This window comes from Luteipulveratus flavus (assembly GCF_029439465.1).
GTDB classification, from domain to species: domain Bacteria; phylum Actinomycetota; class Actinomycetes; order Actinomycetales; family Dermatophilaceae; genus Luteipulveratus; species Luteipulveratus flavus.
This window is the reverse complement of record NZ_JAROAV010000008.1, coordinates 62818-80742: the sequence shown is the minus strand read 5'-3', so window position 1 is coordinate 80742 and position 17925 is coordinate 62818. Positions and strand designations below refer to the sequence as shown.

18 protein-coding genes are annotated in these 17925 nt (G+C 73.1%); 9 read left to right on the top strand and 9 right to left on the bottom strand.

The genetic code is table 11. The annotated features are described in order from the left end of the window. Nucleotides 1-16: 16 nt before the first annotated feature. Genes P4R38_RS02100 through P4R38_RS02085 form a run of 4 tightly spaced genes read right to left on the bottom strand, consistent with a single transcriptional unit; the run spans nucleotide 17 to nucleotide 5149 of the window. On the bottom strand, nucleotides 17-1894 hold the full coding sequence (locus P4R38_RS02100) for an HNH endonuclease signature motif containing protein (RefSeq protein ID WP_277190841.1): 1878 nt from the start codon (nucleotides 1892-1894) through the stop codon (nucleotides 17-19). 57 nt (nucleotides 1895-1951) lie between these two features. After that, nucleotides 1952-2632, bottom strand: a complete 681-nt coding sequence (locus P4R38_RS02095) for a pyrimidine 5'-nucleotidase (protein ID WP_275239681.1) — start codon at nucleotides 2630-2632, stop codon at nucleotides 1952-1954. Continuing rightward, the gene (locus tag P4R38_RS02090) at nucleotides 2629-4308 is read right to left on the bottom strand and encodes a phospho-sugar mutase (RefSeq protein WP_277190840.1); all 1680 of its coding nucleotides are present in this window, start codon (nucleotides 4306-4308) and stop codon (nucleotides 2629-2631) included. Before P4R38_RS02090 ends, P4R38_RS02095 begins: the two co-directional genes overlap by 4 nt. Nucleotides 4309-4315: 7 nt before the next feature. Beyond that, complete coding sequence (locus P4R38_RS02085; RefSeq protein ID WP_277190839.1) at nucleotides 4316-5149, bottom strand: purine-nucleoside phosphorylase; 834 nt, start codon at nucleotides 5147-5149, stop codon at nucleotides 4316-4318. Nucleotides 5150-5207: 58 nt separating this feature from the next. Here P4R38_RS02085 and P4R38_RS02080 point away from each other — a divergent pair, with 58 nt between their 5' ends. Next, nucleotides 5208-6611, top strand: coding sequence for an NAD(P)H-quinone dehydrogenase (locus P4R38_RS02080; RefSeq protein WP_277190838.1), 1404 nt, complete (start codon nucleotides 5208-5210; stop codon nucleotides 6609-6611). A 21-nt stretch (nucleotides 6612-6632) separates the two neighbouring features. On the opposite strand, the gene P4R38_RS02075 is transcribed toward P4R38_RS02080, so the two are convergent. Continuing rightward, entirely contained in the window at nucleotides 6633-6896 is a 264-nt protein-coding gene (locus tag P4R38_RS02075) for a hypothetical protein (protein ID WP_275239674.1), read from the bottom strand. A gap of 78 nt (nucleotides 6897-6974) precedes the next feature. On the opposite strand from P4R38_RS02075, the gene P4R38_RS02070 reads away from it, so the two are divergent. Together P4R38_RS02070 and P4R38_RS02065 are read left to right on the top strand one after the other, a co-directional pair. Then, a complete protein-coding gene (locus P4R38_RS02070; protein ID WP_277190837.1) occupies nucleotides 6975-7292 on the top strand; it encodes an antitoxin in 318 nt (105 codons plus the stop codon). A 142-nt stretch (nucleotides 7293-7434) separates the two neighbouring features. After that, the gene (locus tag P4R38_RS02065) at nucleotides 7435-8064 is read left to right on the top strand and encodes a TetR/AcrR family transcriptional regulator (RefSeq protein WP_275239672.1); all 630 of its coding nucleotides are present in this window, start codon (nucleotides 7435-7437) and stop codon (nucleotides 8062-8064) included. A gap of 27 nt (nucleotides 8065-8091) precedes the next feature. Here P4R38_RS02065 and P4R38_RS02060 read toward each other — a convergent pair whose 3' ends face one another. Both P4R38_RS02060 and P4R38_RS02055 read right to left on the bottom strand, forming a co-directional pair. Next, a complete protein-coding gene (locus P4R38_RS02060) occupies nucleotides 8092-8631 on the bottom strand; it encodes a GNAT family N-acetyltransferase (RefSeq protein WP_277190836.1) in 540 nt (179 codons plus the stop codon). A gap of 76 nt (nucleotides 8632-8707) precedes the next feature. Beyond that, a complete protein-coding gene (locus tag P4R38_RS02055; RefSeq protein WP_277190835.1) occupies nucleotides 8708-10480 on the bottom strand; it encodes an acetyl/propionyl/methylcrotonyl-CoA carboxylase subunit alpha in 1773 nt (590 codons plus the stop codon). Nucleotides 10481-10599: 119 nt separating this feature from the next. On the opposite strand from P4R38_RS02055, the gene P4R38_RS02050 reads away from it, so the two are divergent. After that, nucleotides 10600-11454: an aldo/keto reductase gene (locus P4R38_RS02050; RefSeq protein WP_277190834.1), complete on the top strand. Its 855-nt coding sequence runs from the start codon at nucleotides 10600-10602 to the stop codon at nucleotides 11452-11454. Here the strand turns inward: P4R38_RS02050 and P4R38_RS02045 are convergent. Further along, nucleotides 11444-12010 carry an anthrone oxygenase family protein gene (locus P4R38_RS02045; protein ID WP_277190833.1) on the bottom strand — a complete coding sequence of 189 codons (567 nt, stop codon included), beginning with the start codon at nucleotides 12008-12010 and terminating at the stop codon, nucleotides 11444-11446. The genes P4R38_RS02050 and P4R38_RS02045 overlap by 11 nt on opposite strands. Nucleotides 12011-12083: 73 nt before the next feature. Here P4R38_RS02045 and P4R38_RS02040 point away from each other — a divergent pair, with 73 nt between their 5' ends. Genes P4R38_RS02040 through P4R38_RS02030 form a run of 3 tightly spaced genes read left to right on the top strand, consistent with a single transcriptional unit; the run spans nucleotide 12084 to nucleotide 14616 of the window. Continuing rightward, nucleotides 12084-12719 carry a TetR/AcrR family transcriptional regulator gene (locus tag P4R38_RS02040; RefSeq protein WP_277190832.1) on the top strand — a complete coding sequence of 212 codons (636 nt, stop codon included), beginning with the start codon at nucleotides 12084-12086 and terminating at the stop codon, nucleotides 12717-12719. A 45-nt stretch (nucleotides 12720-12764) separates the two neighbouring features. Beyond that, nucleotides 12765-13235 (top strand): helix-turn-helix domain-containing protein, encoded by a 471-nt coding sequence (locus P4R38_RS02035; protein WP_277190831.1) that lies wholly within the window; start codon nucleotides 12765-12767, stop codon nucleotides 13233-13235. Beyond that, nucleotides 13228-14616, top strand: coding sequence for a serine/threonine-protein kinase (locus P4R38_RS02030; RefSeq protein ID WP_277190830.1), 1389 nt, complete (start codon nucleotides 13228-13230; stop codon nucleotides 14614-14616). Before P4R38_RS02035 ends, P4R38_RS02030 begins: the two co-directional genes overlap by 8 nt. Before the next feature lie 150 nt (nucleotides 14617-14766). Here P4R38_RS02030 and P4R38_RS02025 read toward each other — a convergent pair whose 3' ends face one another. Next, nucleotides 14767-16101, bottom strand: a complete 1335-nt coding sequence (locus P4R38_RS02025) for a hypothetical protein (RefSeq protein WP_277190829.1) — start codon at nucleotides 16099-16101, stop codon at nucleotides 14767-14769. 197 nt (nucleotides 16102-16298) lie between these two features. On the opposite strand from P4R38_RS02025, the gene P4R38_RS02020 reads away from it, so the two are divergent. Beyond that, entirely contained in the window at nucleotides 16299-16598 is a 300-nt protein-coding gene (locus P4R38_RS02020) for a hypothetical protein (protein ID WP_277190828.1), read from the top strand. Continuing rightward, on the top strand, nucleotides 16595-17920 hold the full coding sequence (gene eccD, locus P4R38_RS02015; RefSeq protein ID WP_277190827.1) for a type VII secretion integral membrane protein EccD: 1326 nt from the start codon (nucleotides 16595-16597) through the stop codon (nucleotides 17918-17920). Before P4R38_RS02020 ends, eccD begins: the two co-directional genes overlap by 4 nt. Nucleotides 17921-17925 lie beyond the last annotated feature (5 nt).

Here is a 17925-nt window from a genome sequence, read left to right as displayed (position 1 = left end):
GACGGACGAGGTCCGCTCAGTGGGCGTCGATGGGATCAGTCGTGACTCGGTCGGCGGTGGCGGCGGTGGCGGGATCCGTCGTGACTCGGTCTGCGGTGACGGCGGCGGGTGCGGCTCGGTCGGCAGTGACGGCGATTGGTGCGGACCACAGCGCCGCGGACGCCGAGGCGCTCGGGCGAGTCACGTGCGTACGGCCGTGCGGGCTCGTCCAGGTGCAGGTGCCGTCGGTGCTCATCGCGACCGACCAGCCGGCTTCGTGCTTGGCCCGGTGGTGGTGCTTGCACAGCAGCTGGAGGTTGGTGGCCGTCGTCGCGCCGTGCGGCCACGGGACGACGTGGTCGGTCTCGCAGAAGCGGGCCGGATGCGAGCAGCCAGGAAAGCGGCAGTGCTCGTCCCGCCCGCGGACGAGCCTGCGGATGGCGGCGGTCGGACGGTACGAGGAGGAGTACGTCTCGAGAAGTGCGCCGGTCTCGGCGTTGACCAGCGCCCGAGTGATCCGGGGGCCGACCTCTCGCAGCAGTGCCGTCACGACGGCCGCCGGGACCACCCCGACGCCGGCCACCCACGCGTCACCGACGCACGTCGGAGCGATGGGTTGGGAGCACGAAGCCACGGCATCGCGGCAGTCGTCGGGTGCAGTCGCGTGCTGCCGCTCGCGCTGCTCGGCCGCGTCCGCCTCGACGACGTCCCACCACGGGTCGCCGTCCGGTGGGAGTGGCGGTGGACCCGGATCCGCCGCGATCAGCTCGGCCAACGCACGGTCCCAGTCGGCGTCCAGCGCGGCGGCGACCGCCGGTGTCATCGACTCCTCCGCCTCCGGGGGATCGATCACCCAGCGGTCGTCGACCTGGGCTGGACCCTGACCGAGCGGCACCGGCGACGCCGCCGAGGTCGAAGGTGTCCCGGGTGTCGCCGTCGAGGTCGATGTCGCTGCCGCCGGGAGAGCATGACCCGGCGGCGATCCGGTGGGCGGGACGAGGACCGGGACCGTCACGGTGACCTCGGTCGTGATGTCGGCGCGCTGCAGGACGAGGTCGGTCATGGCGTCCACCCGACACTGGCCGAGAGTCTTGGCCGTCGTGGTGTCGCGATGCAGCTCGCGCGCGAGGCCGTCGACGGCGGCGTACGCCCTGGCCGCCTGATCGGTCGGCATGACCGCGGTCCACTCCGTCAGCCCGAGCTCGGGACCGGGTGCGGTGAAGACACCGATCCGCTCGACGGCACGGCGCGCACGGCTCGAGCGCGCGGCAGCCGGGTCGATCTGCTGGACGAGCCGTCGCGTGCGCGCCGTGATCTGGGCACTCGACCAGCTCTGCACGTCACGGTCGAGCAGGGCGTCCTCCACCCTGACGCACACGGAGTCGGGCGCCTCGAGCAGCGCGTCGGTCACGCGCCGGACCCTGCCTGCGTCGATCGCGCCCGCCGCCATCTCGTCCAGGAGGCGCGGTGTCTTGGTCACCGCGTCGATCGCTTCCTCGACCCTCGCCGTCGCCTGACGTGGGCTCCACGCCAGCCCGGGCGCCAGGTCGACATCGGCGAACTCGGCGGCGTGGCCGAGCGGGTGCGCCACCTCGCGAACCTCATCGGTGAGCGGGTCGAGGTGGCGGGTGGTGGCGGCGTACTGCGCGATCCGGACGAGCTGGAGGGCGGTCGCAGCATTGACGAGCGACTGCGCTGCCTCGACGTCCGCCTGCAGATCCGCGGCGCGCAGGCCCGCGCGATCGGTCAACGCTGCAGCGTAGAGAGCCTGGACCGCCGCCCGGCAGCGGTCCAGCGCCTCGGCCGCACCACCCGCGGCGGCGCCATCGACCGAGCACAGCTCACCATCACGACGCTCGGTGTGAGCGGCGCCGGCATACGGTGCGCCCGACACGGGGCCCGGTTGCGTGGACATGAGATCATCGTACACATGTTCGAACAGCCTGGACAGGCCTTCGCGTGCACCGGCAGGTCACAGCCTCTCCGGCTCCACCGCCGATGGCTGCGAGAGCGCCGTCAGCGTGCCGACCAGGTCCCTCACTCGCAGCTGCAGCGGCTCGCGGGCGAGGACCTCGAACGCCTCGCCCGTACCGCCGGTCATCAGCGCCGTACCCATCCCGAGAGCGCGCGGCTCCTCGAGGTTGACCGGCAGGTCGTCGAAGAAGAGGCAGCGCCTCGGGTCCGCGTCGTACGTCCGCAGGAACAGCTCGTACGTGGCCCGGTGCGGCTTCGGGACCAGGCCCGCGGCCTGCAGGTCGAAGACACCGTCGAACTCGTCGGCGAGCTCCAGCGCCGCCAGGACGCGAGCGGCGTGAGTGGTCGAGCCGTTGGTGAGGACCAGGCGCCGGCCGGGCAGGGCGAGCAGCGCGTCCCGCAGACCGGGATCCGGTTGCAGCGCGGAGTAGTCCACGCATTCCTCGAACCGGAAGAAGTCCTCGGGTTCCACGCCGCGGGTGCGCATCAGGCCGAGCAGCGTCGTCCCGTGCTCCGCGCGCAGCTGCGCCTGCGCCCGGCGCGCGCCGGCCTCGTCCACCCCGAGCTCCCGGGACAGGTACTCCCTGATGCGGTGGTTCATCTGGTCGGTCAGACCGACGGCCGGTGGGTAGAGCGTGTCGTCCAGGTCGAAGACCCAGGTGTCGGGAGCGGGGCTCATGCCGCGGTCAGACGCTCCATCTCGGCGCGGACGGCGGCGAGCCGACGGGTCGCCTCGGCGCGAGAGGCCGCGAGGTCGTCCGTCACCGGGACGACCGCCTCCAGGTAGACCTTGAGCTTCGGCTCGGTGCCGCTCGGGCGCACGATGACCCGGGTCCCGTCGGCCAGGTAGTAGCGCAAGCCCTCGGTCGGGGGGAGCTCGCCGCCCGGGGCCGCCAGGTCGTCTACCCGCGACACCGATTGTCCGGCAACGACACTCGGCGGCTCGGCCCGTAGGCGCTGCATGATGGTGCCGATCAGCGACAGGTCGTCCACCCGCACCGAGAACGAGTCGGTCTGATGGACGCCGTGCTCACGGGCGAGGTCGTCCAGGACGTCCAGCAGCGAGCGCCCGGCAGCCTTGAGCGTGGCGGCCATCTCGGCGATCACGAGCGCGGCGGTGATGCCGTCCTTGTCGCGGACCATCTCCGGGGCGACGCAGTAGCCGAGCGCCTCCTCGTAGCCGTACACCAGGCCCGGCACCCGGCTGATCCACTTGAACCCGGTCAGGGTCTCCTCGTGCCGTACGGCCGCCTTCACCGCCATCGCGCGCAGCAGCTGCGACGACACGATCGAGCAGGCGACGACACCGTCGGACGCGGCGTGCCGCAGCGCGTGGTGACCGAGCAGCGCGCCGACCTCGTCACCGCGCAGCATCCGCCAACCGGTCGGCGTCCCCGCCGCGGCATCGGGCACGGCCACCGCGCACCGGTCGGCGTCCGGGTCGTTGGCGATGACGATGTCCGGCCGCGACTGCGCGGCGAGCGCGAGCGCCGCGTCGATGGCGCCCGGCTCCTCGGGGTTCGGGAACGACACCGTGGGGAAGTCCGGGTCCGGGTCCCGCTGCTCGGCGACCGCCTGCGGAGCGGTGAATCCGGCTGCGACGAAAGCCTTCTGGAGCAGCTCGTCGCCGACACCGTGCAGTGAGGTGTGGACGATCGCGATGTCGCGCGACGTGCCCGCGTCGACCACCGCAGCCGCCTCGCGGACGTACGCGTCGAGGATCTCGTCGTCGAGGGTCTCCCAGCCGTCGGTCTCGACGGCCACGGAGGCGGCGGTGGGGAAGCGGCCGATCGCGGCGCTGATGTCGGCGTCGGCCGGCGGCACGATCTGCGACCCGTCGCCGAGGTAGACCTTGTAGCCGTTGTCCTGCGGCGGGTTGTGGGACGCCGTCACCATCACGCCGGCGTCGCAGCCGAGCTCGCGGATCGCGAACGCCAGCAGCGGCGTCGGCAGCGCCCGGGGCAGCACCATCGCCCGGCCGCCCGCCGCGACGACAGCGCCGGCAGTGTCGCGGGCGAAGACGTCCGACTGGTGGCGCGCGTCGAACCCGACCACCACGGTGACGTCCGCCCGTCCGGCCGTCTCCTGCAGGTACGCGGTGAGCCCGGCGGCCGCACGGCGGACCACGACCTGGTTCATCCGGTTCGGGCCGGCACCGAGCGCGCCCCGCAGACCGGCCGTGCCGAACTCCAGCAGACCCGAGAAGCGGTCCTGCAGGTCGGCGCGAGCGGTGTCGTCGCCCTCCTCGGCCGCCGCCACCAGGGCCTCCAGCTCGGCGCGGGTGGCGGGGTCGGGGTCGTCGGCCACCCAGGCGCGCGCCTCGTCCAGCACCGACAGATCGCTCGCCTCGGTCATCGCCGCCTCAGATCTTCTGCACGACGGCGGCGAGCAGGCGGCCGCAGCGCTCGGCGGCGGCCTTCCCGGCGAGGAGGACCTCGTCGTGCGAGAGCGCCTGGTCGGACGTGCCGGCCGCGGGGTTGGTGACCAGCGAGATGCCGAGCACCTCCAGCCCCGACTGCCGGGCGGCGATCGCCTCCAGGGTGGTGGACATGCCCACCAGGTCCGCGCCGATGATCCGCGCCATCTGCACCTCGGCCGGCGTCTCGTAGTGCGGCCCGCGGAACTGCGCGTACACGCCCTCGTCCAGGTCGGCGTCGACCGTACGGGCGAGGTCGCGCAGCCGCCGGGAGTACAGGTCGGTGAGGTCGACGAAGTTCGCACCCTCGATGGGGGAGGTCGCCGTCAGGTTGATGTGGTCACGGATCAGGACGGGCGTCCCGGGCGGCCATGCCGGGTTGATGCTGCCGCAGCCGTTGGTGAGCACGATCGTGCGGCAGCCGGCCGCCGCCGCCGTACGGACCGCGTGCACGACCGCGCGGACGCCGCGCCCCTCGTAGAAGTGGGTGCGGGTGCCGTAGACCAGCGCTCGTCGGTCGGTCTCGCCGATGCGGACCGAGCGCATGGTGCCGGAGTGGCCCGCGACGGCGGCCTTGGCGAAGCCGGGCACGTCCGCGTTGTCGATCGTCGCCAGCGTCTCGCCGATCAGGTCGCCGGTCTGACCCCAGCCCGAACCCAGCACCAGCGCGACGTCGTGCCGGTCGACACCGCTGCGGTCCGCGATGACGGCTGCGGCGGCGGCGGCCGCGTCCTGGGGATCGGTGGCGGGATCGTTGAGGTCCGCAGCGTCGGTGATCACCGGCACAGGTTAGCCGGGCCGCGACGGGCAATTTGACGCGCAATGGTTGGATTGTGGGGTGAGTGCGCACCAGAAGTCCGTGGTTTTCATCGGTGGCGGTCCCGGTGGTTACGAGTCCGCTCTGGTCGCTGCACACCTGGGTGCGGACGTCACCCTCATCGACCGTGACGGCGTCGGGGGAGCCGCCGTCCTCACCGACTGCGTGCCCAGCAAGGCGCTGATCGCGACCGCCGACTTCCTGTCCCGGTTCGAGTCGGCCGGACGCCTCGGCGTCGGTTTCGAGGGCACCGAGGACGACCAGCACGCCGAGGCCAACGTCACCCAGGTCAACTCCCGCATCATGGAGCTCGCGGCCGCCCAGAGCCGCGACATCCAGGCGCAGCTGGAGACCGTCGGCGTCCGCGTCGTGCGCGGCACCGGCCGCATCAGCGGGCCGAACGAGGTCACCGCCGAGCTGCTGGACGGCGGCACCCGTACGTTCTCCGCCGACACCATCCTGGTCGCCACCGGCACCAGCCCGCGCGTCCTGGACACCGCGCAGCCGGACGGCGAGCGCATCCTCACCTGGCAGCAGATCTACGACCTCGAGGAGCTGCCCGAGCACCTGATCGTGGTCGGGTCGGGTGTCACCGGCGCCGAGCTCGCCCACGCCTACCTCGGCCTGGGCTGCCAGGTCACGCTGGTGTCGTCGCGGGACCGGGTGCTGCCCGGCGAGGACGCCGACGCCGCCACCGTCATCGAGAACGTCTTCCGCCGCCGCGGCATGAACGTCCTCAACCGGTCGCGGGCCAAGGCCGCCCGGCGCGACGGCGACGGCGTCGTCGTGACGCTGGAGGACGGCCGTGAGGTACGCGGCTCGCACGCGCTGTTCGCGGTCGGCTCGATCCCGCGGACCAAGGACATCGGTCTGGAGGAGGCGGGCGTCGAGCTGTCGCCGTCCGGGCACATCGTCGTGGACCGGGTGTCCCGGACGTCCGCGCAGGGCATCTACGCCGCGGGCGACTGCACCGGGGTGCTGCCGCTGGCGTCCGTCGCGGCGATGCAGGGCCGGATCGCCGTCGCGCACGCGCTGGGTGACGCGGTCGCCCCGCTGAACCTGCGAGGCGTGTGCGCCAACATCTTCACCGACCCCGAGATCGCCACCGTCGGCTACTCCCAGACCGATGTCGAGGAGGGGCGCGTCGAGGCCCGCGTCGTCACGCTGCCGCTGTCGACCAACCCGCGCGCCAAGATGCGCAACATCCGGGACGGTTTCGTCAAGCTCTTCGTCCGGCCGGGCAGCAGCACCGTCATCGGCGGGGTCGTCGTCGCGCCGCAGGCGTCCGAGCTGATCTACCCGATCGGCATCGCGGTGCAGAACCGCCTCACCGTCGACCAGCTCTCGGGGACGTTCTCGGTCTACCCGTCGATGACCGGCTCGATCGCCGAGGCGGCCCGGCGGATGCACTCGCTGGAGGTCTGAGCCGCCGGCGCCCGGTCGGACTCAGCGCCGCTGGGACTCGCCGTCGGGGCGGCTCTCGGAGCCTTCCTCGGTGCGCGGACGGTCGGGGTCGACCTGCTCCGGCAGCAGACCGGCGCTCTCCCACGCGCGGTGCCGCTGCTCGCGGACCTTGGGACGGACCCACCGGATGAGCAGGAACAGCCCGAGGGCGAGCACGACGAAGACGACGAAGCCGAAGAGCTTGCTTCCACCGCTGGTCCCGGTGGAGGCCGCCGCGAGATGGGGCAGAAGGACAGATCGTGTCACCGGCACACTGTACGGCGCTGTGACGGTCCTGCTGGACTAGCGTGGGAACGGACATCGGCTCGTGACCAAGGAGGCACCATGGCGATCTCGGATCTGATCAACAAGGCCAGGCAGTGGGCGTCCAAGAATCCGGACAAGACGCGGCAGGCGATCGACAAGGTCGAGGACGCCGTCGACAGCCGGACCGGCGGTAAGTACCGCGACAAGGTCGACCAGGCGGGCGACGCCGTCGGCGGACAGCTCGGCATCCCCAAGGAGCAGCAGGGCGGCGGGACGCCGACCCAGCAGCCGGGGCAGACGCCGACCCAGCAGCCCGGCCAGACTCAGCCTGGCCAGACCCAGCCCGGGCAGACCTCGCCGGGCCAGACGGGTCAGCAGCCGCCTTCGGCCGGCTGACCTCTCGGCGCTGACGGCGCGTGGTCCGGCCGGACCACGCGCCGTCGGCCCGCGTGTCTGGGAGGATGTCCGCTCGACCGCCCGCTCCGTCGCGGAGCGCGGTCGAGCGGTCGAGCGGTCGACGACGATCAGGGACGGTGGCATGGCTGCACAGAACGCGGCGAGCACGGCCCCGGCCGTGCCGTTCACCGCACGGCAGCAGACGCTGCTGGCGGCCGCCGTCGAGGTGGTCGGGGAGTCCGGGCTGCGCGGACTCACCCATCGAGCGGTCGACCGGCAGGCCGGGCTGCCCGAGGGCACCTGCTCGGTGTCCTTCCGCACCCGGCTGGCGCTGCTGACCGCGCTGAGCCAGTACGTCGCCGACACCCTCACCGAGCAGATCCGGGCCATGGGCGACGCGCTGCCCGAGCCGGACGAGCGGGCCGGTGCCGAGCCCGCGATCGGCGCCGCGGTCGAGCTGCTGAGCGGGTGGCTGCGCTTCCCGTCCGGGCTGATCTGCATGGCCGAGCTCGGCCTGGAGATGATCCGGACCCCGTCGTTGCGCGAGGAGTACCAGCCCTGGCGGGCCCACATGATCGACGTCGTCGAGCAGATCATCGTGCGCGGTGAGAAGACCCAGCCCCGCCTGCGCGCCGAGGCGATCGTCTCCAGCGTCCAGGGTGTGCTGATCAGTGCGATCGAGTACGCCCCACAGGATCGGGACGCCTACCTGCGCGAGACGGTGCTGATGGTCATGCGCGGTCTGGCCGAGGTCGAGCTCGACCCGTCCTGAACGTCCGTACGACGCCGGCGGGAGGTCTCAGCCGGCCGGAGCGGCGGCGGGTCGCTGCCCGAGCCACTGCTCGGCGCCCCAGGCCTCGAAGCGCTCCACCTCGGTGAACCCCAGCTTCTCGGCGAGGCGCATCGAACCGACGTTGGCGCTCTGGGTGGTGAGCACCACGGGCTCACCGGGGAGTGCGCCGTCGAACCAGTCCAGCGCCGCCGCGCACGCCTCGGCGGCGTAGCCGTTCCCCCACGCGTCGGGGAGGAACAGGAAGCCGAGGTCGACCTTGCCCGCTGCTGCCGGGCGCCGGTCGTCCGTCGCACGCCGGAGCAGGATCTGGCCGATCATCGCGCCGTCCAGCTCGACGACGAAGCTGCCCGGCCAGCGCTCGGGCGCCCTCGGCATCTCCAGCTCCAGCTCCTCGCGCTCCCGTGGGCCGCCGAGGTAGGTGTGCACCTCCGGGGAGGCCAGCAGGTCGATGAACGTCGCACGGTCCCGGGCAGCGGGCTCACGCAGGACGAGTCGTTCGGTCGCGATCGGCTCGGGCGGCCAGGCGACGGGTCCCAGATCTGACATGCCGGGCACGCTAACAGTGACCGGACCAGCAGGGGCGGCCCGGTGCTTCCGGCCCGCCCCTGCTCGCTGATCGGGCTCAGGCGTCCTTGATCTCGGCCAGCACGCTGCCGGCGGTGACGGTCTGGCCCACCTCGGCGGTGAGGCCGCTGACGACGCCGTCCTTGTGGGCGGTGATCGGCTGCTCCATCTTCATCGCCTCCAGGACCAGGACGGTCTCACCCGCGGTGACGGTCGCGCCGTCCTCGACGACGAGCTTGACGATGGTGCCCTGCATCGGCGCGGTCAGGGAGTCACCCGACGCCGCGGCACCGCCGCCGCCGGCGCGGCTGCGCTTGGGGGCCTTCTTCTTCGCCGCGGCACCGCCACCGCCGCCGAGCTGCAGGTCGCCGGGCAGCGACACCTCCAGCCGCTTGCCGCCGACCTCGACCACGATGCTCTGCCGCGGGCCTGCTGCGTCCTCCTCGGCGTGCGCGCCGACGTACGGCTCGATGGTGTTGTCGAACTCGGTCTCGATCCAGCGGGTGTGCACCGTGAACGGCTTGTCGCCCTCGGGCGCGAACGCCGTGTCGGAGACGACCGCGCGGTGGAAGGGGACCACGGTCGGCATGCCCTCGATGACGAGCTCGGCGAGGGCGCGGCGGGACCGCTCCAGCGCCTGCTGACGGGTGGCGCCGGTGACGATCAGCTTGGCGATCATCGAGTCGAACGCGCCCGCGACGGTGTCGCCCTCGACCAGGCCGGCGTCCCAGCGCACGCCAGGACCCGAGGGGACCTCCAGCCGGCTGACGGTGCCGGGTGCCGGCAGGAAGTTTCGTCCGGCGTCCTCGCCGTTGATGCGGAACTCGATGGAGTGGGCGTGCGGCTCCGGGTCGTCGTAGCCGATCGCCTCGCCGGCCGCGATGCGCAGCTGCTCGCGGACCAGGTCGATGCCGGTGACCTCCTCGGAGACCGGGTGCTCGACCTGCAGACGGGTGTTGACCTCCAGGAAGGAGATACCGCCGTCCTGGCCGACGAGGAACTCGCACGTGCCCGCGCCGACGTACCCCGCCTCGGTCAGGATCGCCTTGGAGGCGCGCAGGAGCTCGGCGTGCTGGGCGTCGGTGAGGAACGGCGCGGGGGCCTCCTCGACGAGCTTCTGGTTGCGGCGCTGCAGGGAGCAGTCGCGGGTGGAGACGACGACGACGTTGCCGTGCGTGTCGGCCAGGCACTGCGTCTCGACGTGCCGGGGCTTGTCCAGGAACCGCTCGACGAAGCACTCGCCCCGCCCGAACGCGGTGACGGCCTCGCGGACCGCCGACTCGTACAGGTGGGGGATCTCCTCGATGGTGCGGGCGACCTTCAGGCCGCGTCCGCCGCCGCCGTACGCCGCCTTGATCGCGACCGGAACGCCGTACTCCTGCGCGAACGCGACGACCTCCTCGGCGCCGGACACCGGGTCGGAGGTGCCGGGCACCAGCGGGGCGCCGGCCTTGGTGGCGATGTGGCGGGCCTTGACCTTGTCACCGAGCGAGTCGATGGCGGCCGGGCCGGGGCCGATCCAGGTGAGGCCGGCGTCGATGACCTTCTGGGCGAAGTCGGCGTTCTCGGCCAGGAAGCCGTACCCCGGGTGCACCGAGTCCGCGCCGGACTGCGCGGCGACCTCGATGAGCTTGTCCTGGAGCAGGTAGGAGTCGGCCGGGGTCTGCCCACCCAGGGCGTACGCCTCGTCGGCGACCTTCACATGCAGCGCGTCCCGGTCCGGCTCGGCGTACACCGCCACCGAGGCGATGCCCGCGTCCTTGCAGGCACGAGCGATGCGGACGGCGATCTCACCACGGTTGGCGATGAGGACTTTGTGCAAAGGCTCCATGGGCGCGACTCTAGCGGCGTGCCCGAGCGGCCCTGTGTCCGGAGTCACGCTCTCGACCCGAGGAGCCCCGAGCCGATGCGGGCGGCATAACTTCGCGGGTCGATGAGTTGGCCACTGGTATGACCGACACGACGACCAGCCCTGTCCCTACGGTCTCGCTGCGCGCCGGCGCCGCGTCCGTCGACATGCCCCAGCTCGGCTTCGGTGTCTTCCAGGTGCCGCAGGACGAGACCGAGGCCGTCGTCCGGGCGGCGCTCGAGGCCGGGTACCGCAGCATCGACACCGCCGCGGCGTACGGCAACGAGGAGGGTGTCGGCCGTGCGCTCGCCGCGAGCGGCCTGACCCAGCAAGAGGTGTTCCTCACCACCAAGCTGTGGAACTCCGACCAGGGGTACGACGAGGCGCTCCAGGCGTACGAGACCAGCGTCCGCAAGCTCGGGCGCGAGGTCGACCTCTACCTGATCCACTGGCCCACGCCGGCCAAGGACCGCTACGTCGACAGCTTCCGCGCGCTGCTGAAGCTGCGCGAGGACGGTCGGCTGCGGGTCCCCGGCGTCTCCAACTTCACGCCCGAGCACCTCCAGCGGGTGAACGACGAGCTCGGTGAGTTCCCTGCCATCAACCAGGTGGAGCTGCACCCGTACTTCCAGCAGGCTCAGCTGCGCGAGTTCCACCGCGCCCACGACATCCACACCGAGGCGTGGAGCCCGCTCGGCGGCCAGGGTGGCGAGGTGCTGCAGGACCCGGTGATCGCGCAGATCGCCGAGAAGGTCGGCCGCACCCCGGCGCAGGTCGTGCTGCGCTGGCACCTCCAGCTCGGCAACGTGGTCATCCCCAAGTCGGCGACCCCGGAGCGGATCGCGCAGAACTTCGACGTGACCGCGTTCTCGCTGGACGACGAGGACCTCGCCGCCATCGCGGGGCTCGACCGCGGCACCCGCGTCGGCCCCGACCCCGACGAGTTCAACGGCTGATCCGGACGAACCCACGCCGCGCCCGTCCGACTCCTCCGGGAGACGGGCGGGCGCCGTCGTCTCGGGCGAGGGAGATCAGGCCGGTCAGCGCGAGGACGAGGGCGACGCCGCTGAGCGCCGTGCGCAGCTGGTTGAACCGCTGCCAGGTCGGTGAGTAGTCGTCCCAGCGCGCGTCGGCCGCCGCGTACGTGGCGGGGAGCTCACCGCGCGCGAGGTCCTCGTTCATCGGCACGTTGACGGTCATCGTGAGCACGAGCCCGCCCAGCAGGTAGACGGCGGCAGCCACTCCCAGCAGGGCGGCCGCCCGGCGGCTGCCTGCGGAGCGCGCGGCGATGGCGGCGAGCGCCAGGGCGACGGGCGTGCCGAAGAAGGCCGGGGCGAAGACGCCGTTGCGCACGGAGTCGTTCATCGCTCGCATCGCGCTGACGGCGACCCGGGGGTCGGCGTCGTCCAGGCCCCACATGGTGGAGCAGACCCAGGCGTAGAAGAAGCCGAAGATCGCGGCGGTGAGAGTCACCGCGAGGAGCGTCAGGCCGATGGCGGTTCTGTGGGACATGGTCGTCACCTCGATAGAAGCGAACTCTTGGGTTCGCTTCCAATATGCGTACTGTCCGTTACGGTTGTCAACCATGACCGGGTCCCAGCCGTCGCGACGCGGGCGCCTGCCGCGCGCCGAGCGTGAGGCGCGACGGCAGGAGATCGTCGACGCCGCGCGCGCCGAGCTCGTCGAGTCGGGGTTCGACCGGCTCACGATGGCGGCGGTCGCGCGGCGCGCCGGCGCGTCGAAAGAGACCCTGTACGCCTGGTTCGGCAGCCGCGAGCAGCTGGTCGCCGCGCTGATCGAGGACAACGCCGACGCCTCCGCCGAGCGGGTCGCGGCCCTGCTGGAGGGTGCGGCGGCGGGTGACCCCCACGAGGTGCTGACGGCGTACGCCCGCGGGTTGCTGGAGCTGCTGTGCGGTGAGTCCTCGATCGCGCTGAACCGCGCCGCCATGACCTCGCCTGAGCTCGCGGCGACCCTGCTCGCCGGCGGGAGGCACCGCGTCGGGCCACTCGTCGAGGCGTACCTCGCGCGCGCGAGCACGGCCGGTGAGCTCGACGTCCCCGATCCGGCCGAGTGGTTCCGCCTCCTGTACGGCCTCGTGGTCCAGGACACCCAGATCCGGGTGCTGCTCGGCGAGCGGCCGCCGTCCCCCCGCGAACGACGGCGTCAGGCGGATCAGGCGGTGGAGCGGTTCCTCGCGCTCTCGGCTGGCCTAGGCTGACCTGCGCCTCGCCCGATCCGGCGGCGGCAGGGCCGAGGGAGGGTCGTGGACGAGCAGGGTGAGATCGCGCGCAACCAGGCGCAGCAGGCCCGGCTGTACGGCGAGCCGCTCGGCCCGTCGCTGCGCCGCCTCACCGCGTCCCTCGGCATCACCCAGGCCAGGCTGGCCGAGCTGCTCGGGCTGTCCGCCCCGATGCTGTCCCAGCTCGCGAGCGCCCGGCGCGTCAAGATCGGGAACCCGGCCGTCGTCGTCCGGCTGCGCGGTCTGATCGACCTGGTCGACGGCGGTGTCCCGGCGGACCGCGGCCTGCTGGAGGCACGGCTTCGCCAGGTGCAGGCCGCGCAGGCGCCGCTGTCCGGTGCCTCTACCCTGACCGACGAGACATCGCTGATCGGGGGGCTGCGCGCCACGGCGTCTCCCGAGCAGCTGGCGGCCGCAGCGCAGGTCGTCGAGCCGATCTCGGCCGAGCTGGCACACGTCCTGGCTCAGGCTGCCGGAAGGAGTCGACATGGGTGAGGTCTTCGCCGGCCGCTACGAGCTGATCGACATGATCGGTGAGGGCGGCATGGGCGCCGTCTGGCGGGTCCGCGACCTCAAGCGGGACCGGATCATCGCCGCGAAGGTGCTGCGGCAGTCCGACGCCGGATCGCTGCTGCGGTTCATGCGCGAGCAGGGCATGCGCATCCACCACCCGCACGTCGTCACGCCGCTGGGCTGGGCCGGCGAGGACGACAAGGTCCTGTTCACGATGCCCATCGTCGAGGGCGGCTCGGTGTCGACCCTGGTGGGTGACTACGGCCCGCTGCCGGCCCCGTACGCCGCGGAGCTGCTGCGCCAGATGCTGAGCGCGCTCGCGGGCGTCCACGACGCGGGTGTCGTGCACCGGGACATCAAGCCCGCGAACCTCCTGCTCGACGCCACCGGCACCGGCCGGCCGCACCTGTGGCTCACCGACTTCGGTGTCGCGGTGGCCGTCGACGCGCCCCGGCTGACCTCGCTGTCGGTCGTGATGGGCACGCCGGGCTACCTCGCGCCCGAGCAGCTGCGCGGCGCCGACCCCGACCCGCGGTCGGACCTGTACGCCGCCGGCATGGTCGGTTTCCAGATGCTCACCGGTCACCGGCCGCGCCCGCAGATGCGCTCGGAGCGGCTGGACCTGCCGCCCCGGCCGGACGCGACGCCCGCGGTGCTGTGGGACCTGCTCGTCCGGCTCGCCGACCCCGACCGGGCCGGCCGCCCGAGCTCGGCGCACGAGGCACTGCGTGCCCTGGAGGTGCCCGAGCTGGCCTGGGTGCAGCAGCAGGAGGTCGAGGTCTTCCGGCAGATGCCGGAGCTGCGTGGCGTGAGCGAGGGCGAGTTCCTGCGGCCCGGCGAGGACGCCGACCGGACGGGCGTGGGCGCGGCGCCGACGATGCGGCCGCTCGGGCTGCGGGACGGCTCGACCGGGACGACGCATCCCCAGCAGCACACCGACACCCGTCAGCAGACCGCCGGCGGCACGCGTCCGGCGCCGGCTGCCGGCTCGGCGCCCTCGGGCGGCCCGGGCCTGGCGTACGGCGCGTCTTACGCCTCGTCCGCGCCCACGGTCGGGTCGCGCCCGTACGGCAGTCCGACCGGCCCCGGTCCGCACCCGCGCGCTGCGGCGGGACCACGCAAGCGGCGGGGGCCGCTGGCCGTGCTCGTCGTAGCGCCGGTCGTCGCGGCGCTCGTGCTGGCCCTGCTGGTCCTCGCGCCATGGTCCAGCAGTGGTGAGCAGAAGGAGTCACCCGGGGGAGCGGTGCGCGGCGCGACCTGCGCCTGGCACGACGCCGGCACCTTCGAGGGCGACCGCGACGGCAACCGCCTGGAGTGCGCGTACCGCGACGGCGCCTACCGCTGGGCGACCCCCGCCGGCTGACCTCTCCCACGCCGGCGAAAGCTGGCGGTGCGCACATGCATGGCTGTGCTGCCGGCCAGCTTCTGCCGGGTGGTGCGGCGAAAGCTGGCGGCGCGCACATGCATGGCTGTGCTGCCGGCCAGGTTTTGCCGGTGGGGTGGGGGTACGAGGTCAGGCGGTGCGGCGGCGCGCCCGCAGCGCCCAGACGACCGCCCCGGCCGCGAGCAGGACCGTGACGGCGCCGATCCCGACGCGAGCCCACGGCACCGACGAGCCGTCGGAACCCTGCGAGCTGCCCACACTCAGCTGCCCGGGCGGCGGCGAGGTGATCGCGCGGTTCGCGGCGTCGACGTACCGGGGGCCGGCGGTCGCCGTCCCCGTGACCTGCACCGTCAGCTGGACGGGGTAGGGCTGGACGTCCTTCTTGGTCTCGTCCTTGCTGTACGGGTCGGCGCGGACGCACACGTAGTACCACCCGGCGGTCGAGGTGTCCTGGACCGAGTCCGCACCGATGTCGCCGCCGGCGGTGTAGTCCGCGTTGCGGTTCGACCAGTGGACGCCGGTGGTCGACACGCTCGCGTCCGCAGGGCTGGTCGTGCCCTCGGCCTGCTGGGACGCCGAGTCGTCGTCCACCAGCGCGCGCTGCGGGTTGCGGATCTGTACCTCGATCGAGGTGTCCACCTGCGGCGAGATCCGCGCGCCCGGTCGCGGGAGCTGGACGACGGCCCCGAGGCGCTGCCCCCAGCCCACCCGGACCTTGTAGCAGGAGGTCTCACCGAGGCGAGCGTCCAGCTGGGTCGTCCCGGTCGCGGGCAGCGTCGCGGCGTCGCTGTAGCCGCGACCGGGCCGCACCACGACGGCGTCGTCCTTCGACAGCGTCGTGAGGTCGGTCAGCTCGGCGCCTCCGGCCGGCTGGTCGGGCGTGCCGGTCAGCCGCGGCTCCCGCTGCACCAGCAGCTCCACCGGCATCGTCCCGGCAGCGGCCGGCGCCTCGCGCGTCACCTCGACGTACAGGGTGGTCGCCGCCGCGCAGTCCTCCGAGAGGAACAGCGCGCGCTTGGTCTTGGCGCCGTCGATGAGGTTGGTGGCGGTGAGCGTGCCGAACGGGTCGCCCTCGCTCAGGGTGGCGCCGCTGGAGGAGTTCGCCCCGCACGTGGTGGGGTCGCCGCCGTACTTGGACGGGATCACCAGGTTGACCGCGAGCTTGTGGTCGCCACTGGCGAAGTACGGCCGACCGGTCTCGCGCGCCGCACCCGCGACGCTGACCATGAGTGTCTCGCCCGGTCGGCGGGTCACCGCGGCGTAGAGGGTGGAGCCACCCTGCGGGAGGGTCGCCTTGTACAGACCGGGCTGCACCTGCTGGGCCGAGCCGAGCGCGGTGCTCAGCCGCAGGTCCTGGCCGTTGACGGTGAACGACGGCTGGTCGGCGGCCGAGGCCGGCTGCACACCGAGGACGCCGCACGCGAGCAGGCAGGCGGACAGGACAGCGAGAACACGGGCACGCACGGCCGACAGTATGGCTGACGTCGCTCGCGGACGCGGGACGTCGGTCGGGCCCGCCCGTCCGATCTGCCGATGACCGAGAAATGGCAGGCCCGGGAAGCCCACCCCCGCGGTTCGGGTGACGTAGCGTGCCCGGGGCGACGGGGCCGTTCGGCGAGCCAGGGGAAGGCTCGCTGCCGCCGCGGCCAGGGAGGGAACACGTGTCATACAGCTACGACGACCTGCTCATCGAGTCGGTCGCCACGCGGCGGCAACGGCTCGGTGGAGCGCTGATGTTCGGGCAGGAGCGCCTGCGGCGGGACTGGTCGGACCGGCTTCGGACCTTCGTGGCCGGCGTCTTCCTCGCCGCGCTCGCCGCCACCGGCTGCGTGGCGGTGTCGTTCGTGACGCACCTGCTCTCGAGCGACCCGACGCTGCGCCAGGGCGGCGGCGTCCCCGCGGTGCCGTCCGCGCAGATCACCCGGCTCCAGCAGCCTTCCGCAGAGGGACGAGCACCGTGACCACGACGTCCCGGACCCCGTACCTGCGGGCCACCGTGCTGGGAGCCGGTCGCAACGCCGATCTCGTCCTGCCGGCCGACCAGCCGGTGGCCCACCTGGTCCCGCAGCTGCTCGACGTGCTGCGCGAGTCCGTGCCCGTGGGCCGGGTCGAGCTGGTCACCGAGACGGGCCGGACGCTGGATCCCGAGCAGCCGTTGCGCGACGCGGGCCTGCGCGACGGCGTACGACTGCGGGTCGTCGCCTCGCACGAGGTACCTCCGGCGCCCGCGGTCTACGACATGGTCGACGCCGTCGAGTCGGCGACGCCTCGGGGCGCCTGGACCGAGCAGGGTCGGGCCGGGGCCCTCGCGCTCGTCGGGTCGGCGTTGCTCGCAGCCGGCGCCGCCCTCGCAGCGAGCGCGGTCGAGCGCACCGCGGCCACGATGCTGCTCGGCGTCGTGGCGCTGCTGGCGTGTGCGGGCGCCACGGTGGTCGCACCCACCCGCGTACGGGCCGTCGCCTGGACCCTCACCGGACTCGGCCTGGTCTGCGCGGCCGCCGCAGTGGCCCTCCTGGACACCGAGCCGGTCTGGCGGTACGCCGCGGCCGTCGGGGCCGCCCTGGTCGTCATGTGCGCGGTGGGCGCGTGTGCCCGGCGCATCCTGATCGGCCTGACGGGCGCCGGTGCTCTGGTCCTGCTGTCGGCCATGGCCGCCGTGACGTGGTTGCTGACCGGGAGCGCGGTGGAGACCGGGGCCGTGACCTCGGTGGCCGCGCTGCTGCTGCTCGGCCTCCTGCCCCGGCTCGCGCTCGCGCAGTCGGGCGTCTTCGGCGTCGACACCCAGGTGACCCGCGGCGAGCTCGTGCTCGAGCGGGCCGCGCACGCGCGGGTGGCCGAGGCGCACTGGATGCTGCTGGGCGGGGTCGTGCTCACCAGCGCGGTCCTCGCGGTCAGCACGGGGACGAGCGCCCGAAGCAGCGACCTGCAGCCCTGGCCGACCGCACTGACGCTGCTGGTCTCGCTGGCGTACGCGCTGCGTGGCCGGCACTTCCCGCTCACCGCCGAGCGCACGGCCATCTGGGTCGCCGCAGGTGTCGGGCCGGTCGCGCTCATGGTGGCGGCCGTGGACGACCGCCCGTCGTGGGCTGGGGCGCTCGCCGCGCTGCTGGCGCTGGCCGGCATCGGTGTCCTCACCGCCTCCGTGGTCCATCTGGCCGACCACCTCGGTGCCCAGCTGCGCCGGACCGCGTCGCGCGTCGAGAGCGTGACCGTCCTCGTGGCGGTGCCGGTCCTCGTCGGCGTCTTCGGTGTGTACGCCGACCTGCTGTCCTCCTTCGAGTGAGGTCG

What these genes read in the sequence shown, in the direction of transcription:
- P4R38_RS02100 (WP_277190841.1), bottom strand. Translation starts at nt 1,894, where the DNA reads ATGTCCACGCAACCGGGCCCCGTGTCGGGCGCACCGTATGCCGGCGCC.
- P4R38_RS02095 (WP_275239681.1), bottom strand. Translation starts at nt 2,632, where the DNA reads ATGAGCCCCGCTCCCGACACCTGGGTCTTCGACCTGGACGACACGCTC.
- P4R38_RS02090 (WP_277190840.1), bottom strand. Translation starts at nt 4,308, where the DNA reads ATGACCGAGGCGAGCGATCTGTCGGTGCTGGACGAGGCGCGCGCCTGG.
- P4R38_RS02070 (WP_277190837.1), top strand. Translation starts at nt 6,975, where the DNA reads ATGGCGATCTCGGATCTGATCAACAAGGCCAGGCAGTGGGCGTCCAAG.
- P4R38_RS02065 (WP_275239672.1), top strand. Translation starts at nt 7,435, where the DNA reads ATGGCTGCACAGAACGCGGCGAGCACGGCCCCGGCCGTGCCGTTCACC.
- P4R38_RS02060 (WP_277190836.1), bottom strand. Translation starts at nt 8,631, where the DNA reads ATGTCAGATCTGGGACCCGTCGCCTGGCCGCCCGAGCCGATCGCGACC.
- P4R38_RS02055 (WP_277190835.1), bottom strand. Translation starts at nt 10,480, where the DNA reads ATGGAGCCTTTGCACAAAGTCCTCATCGCCAACCGTGGTGAGATCGCC.
- P4R38_RS02050 (WP_277190834.1), top strand. Translation starts at nt 10,600, where the DNA reads ATGACCGACACGACGACCAGCCCTGTCCCTACGGTCTCGCTGCGCGCC.
- P4R38_RS02045 (WP_277190833.1), bottom strand. Translation starts at nt 12,010, where the DNA reads ATGTCCCACAGAACCGCCATCGGCCTGACGCTCCTCGCGGTGACTCTC.
- P4R38_RS02040 (WP_277190832.1), top strand. Translation starts at nt 12,084, where the DNA reads ATGACCGGGTCCCAGCCGTCGCGACGCGGGCGCCTGCCGCGCGCCGAG.
- P4R38_RS02030 (WP_277190830.1), top strand. Translation starts at nt 13,228, where the DNA reads ATGGGTGAGGTCTTCGCCGGCCGCTACGAGCTGATCGACATGATCGGT.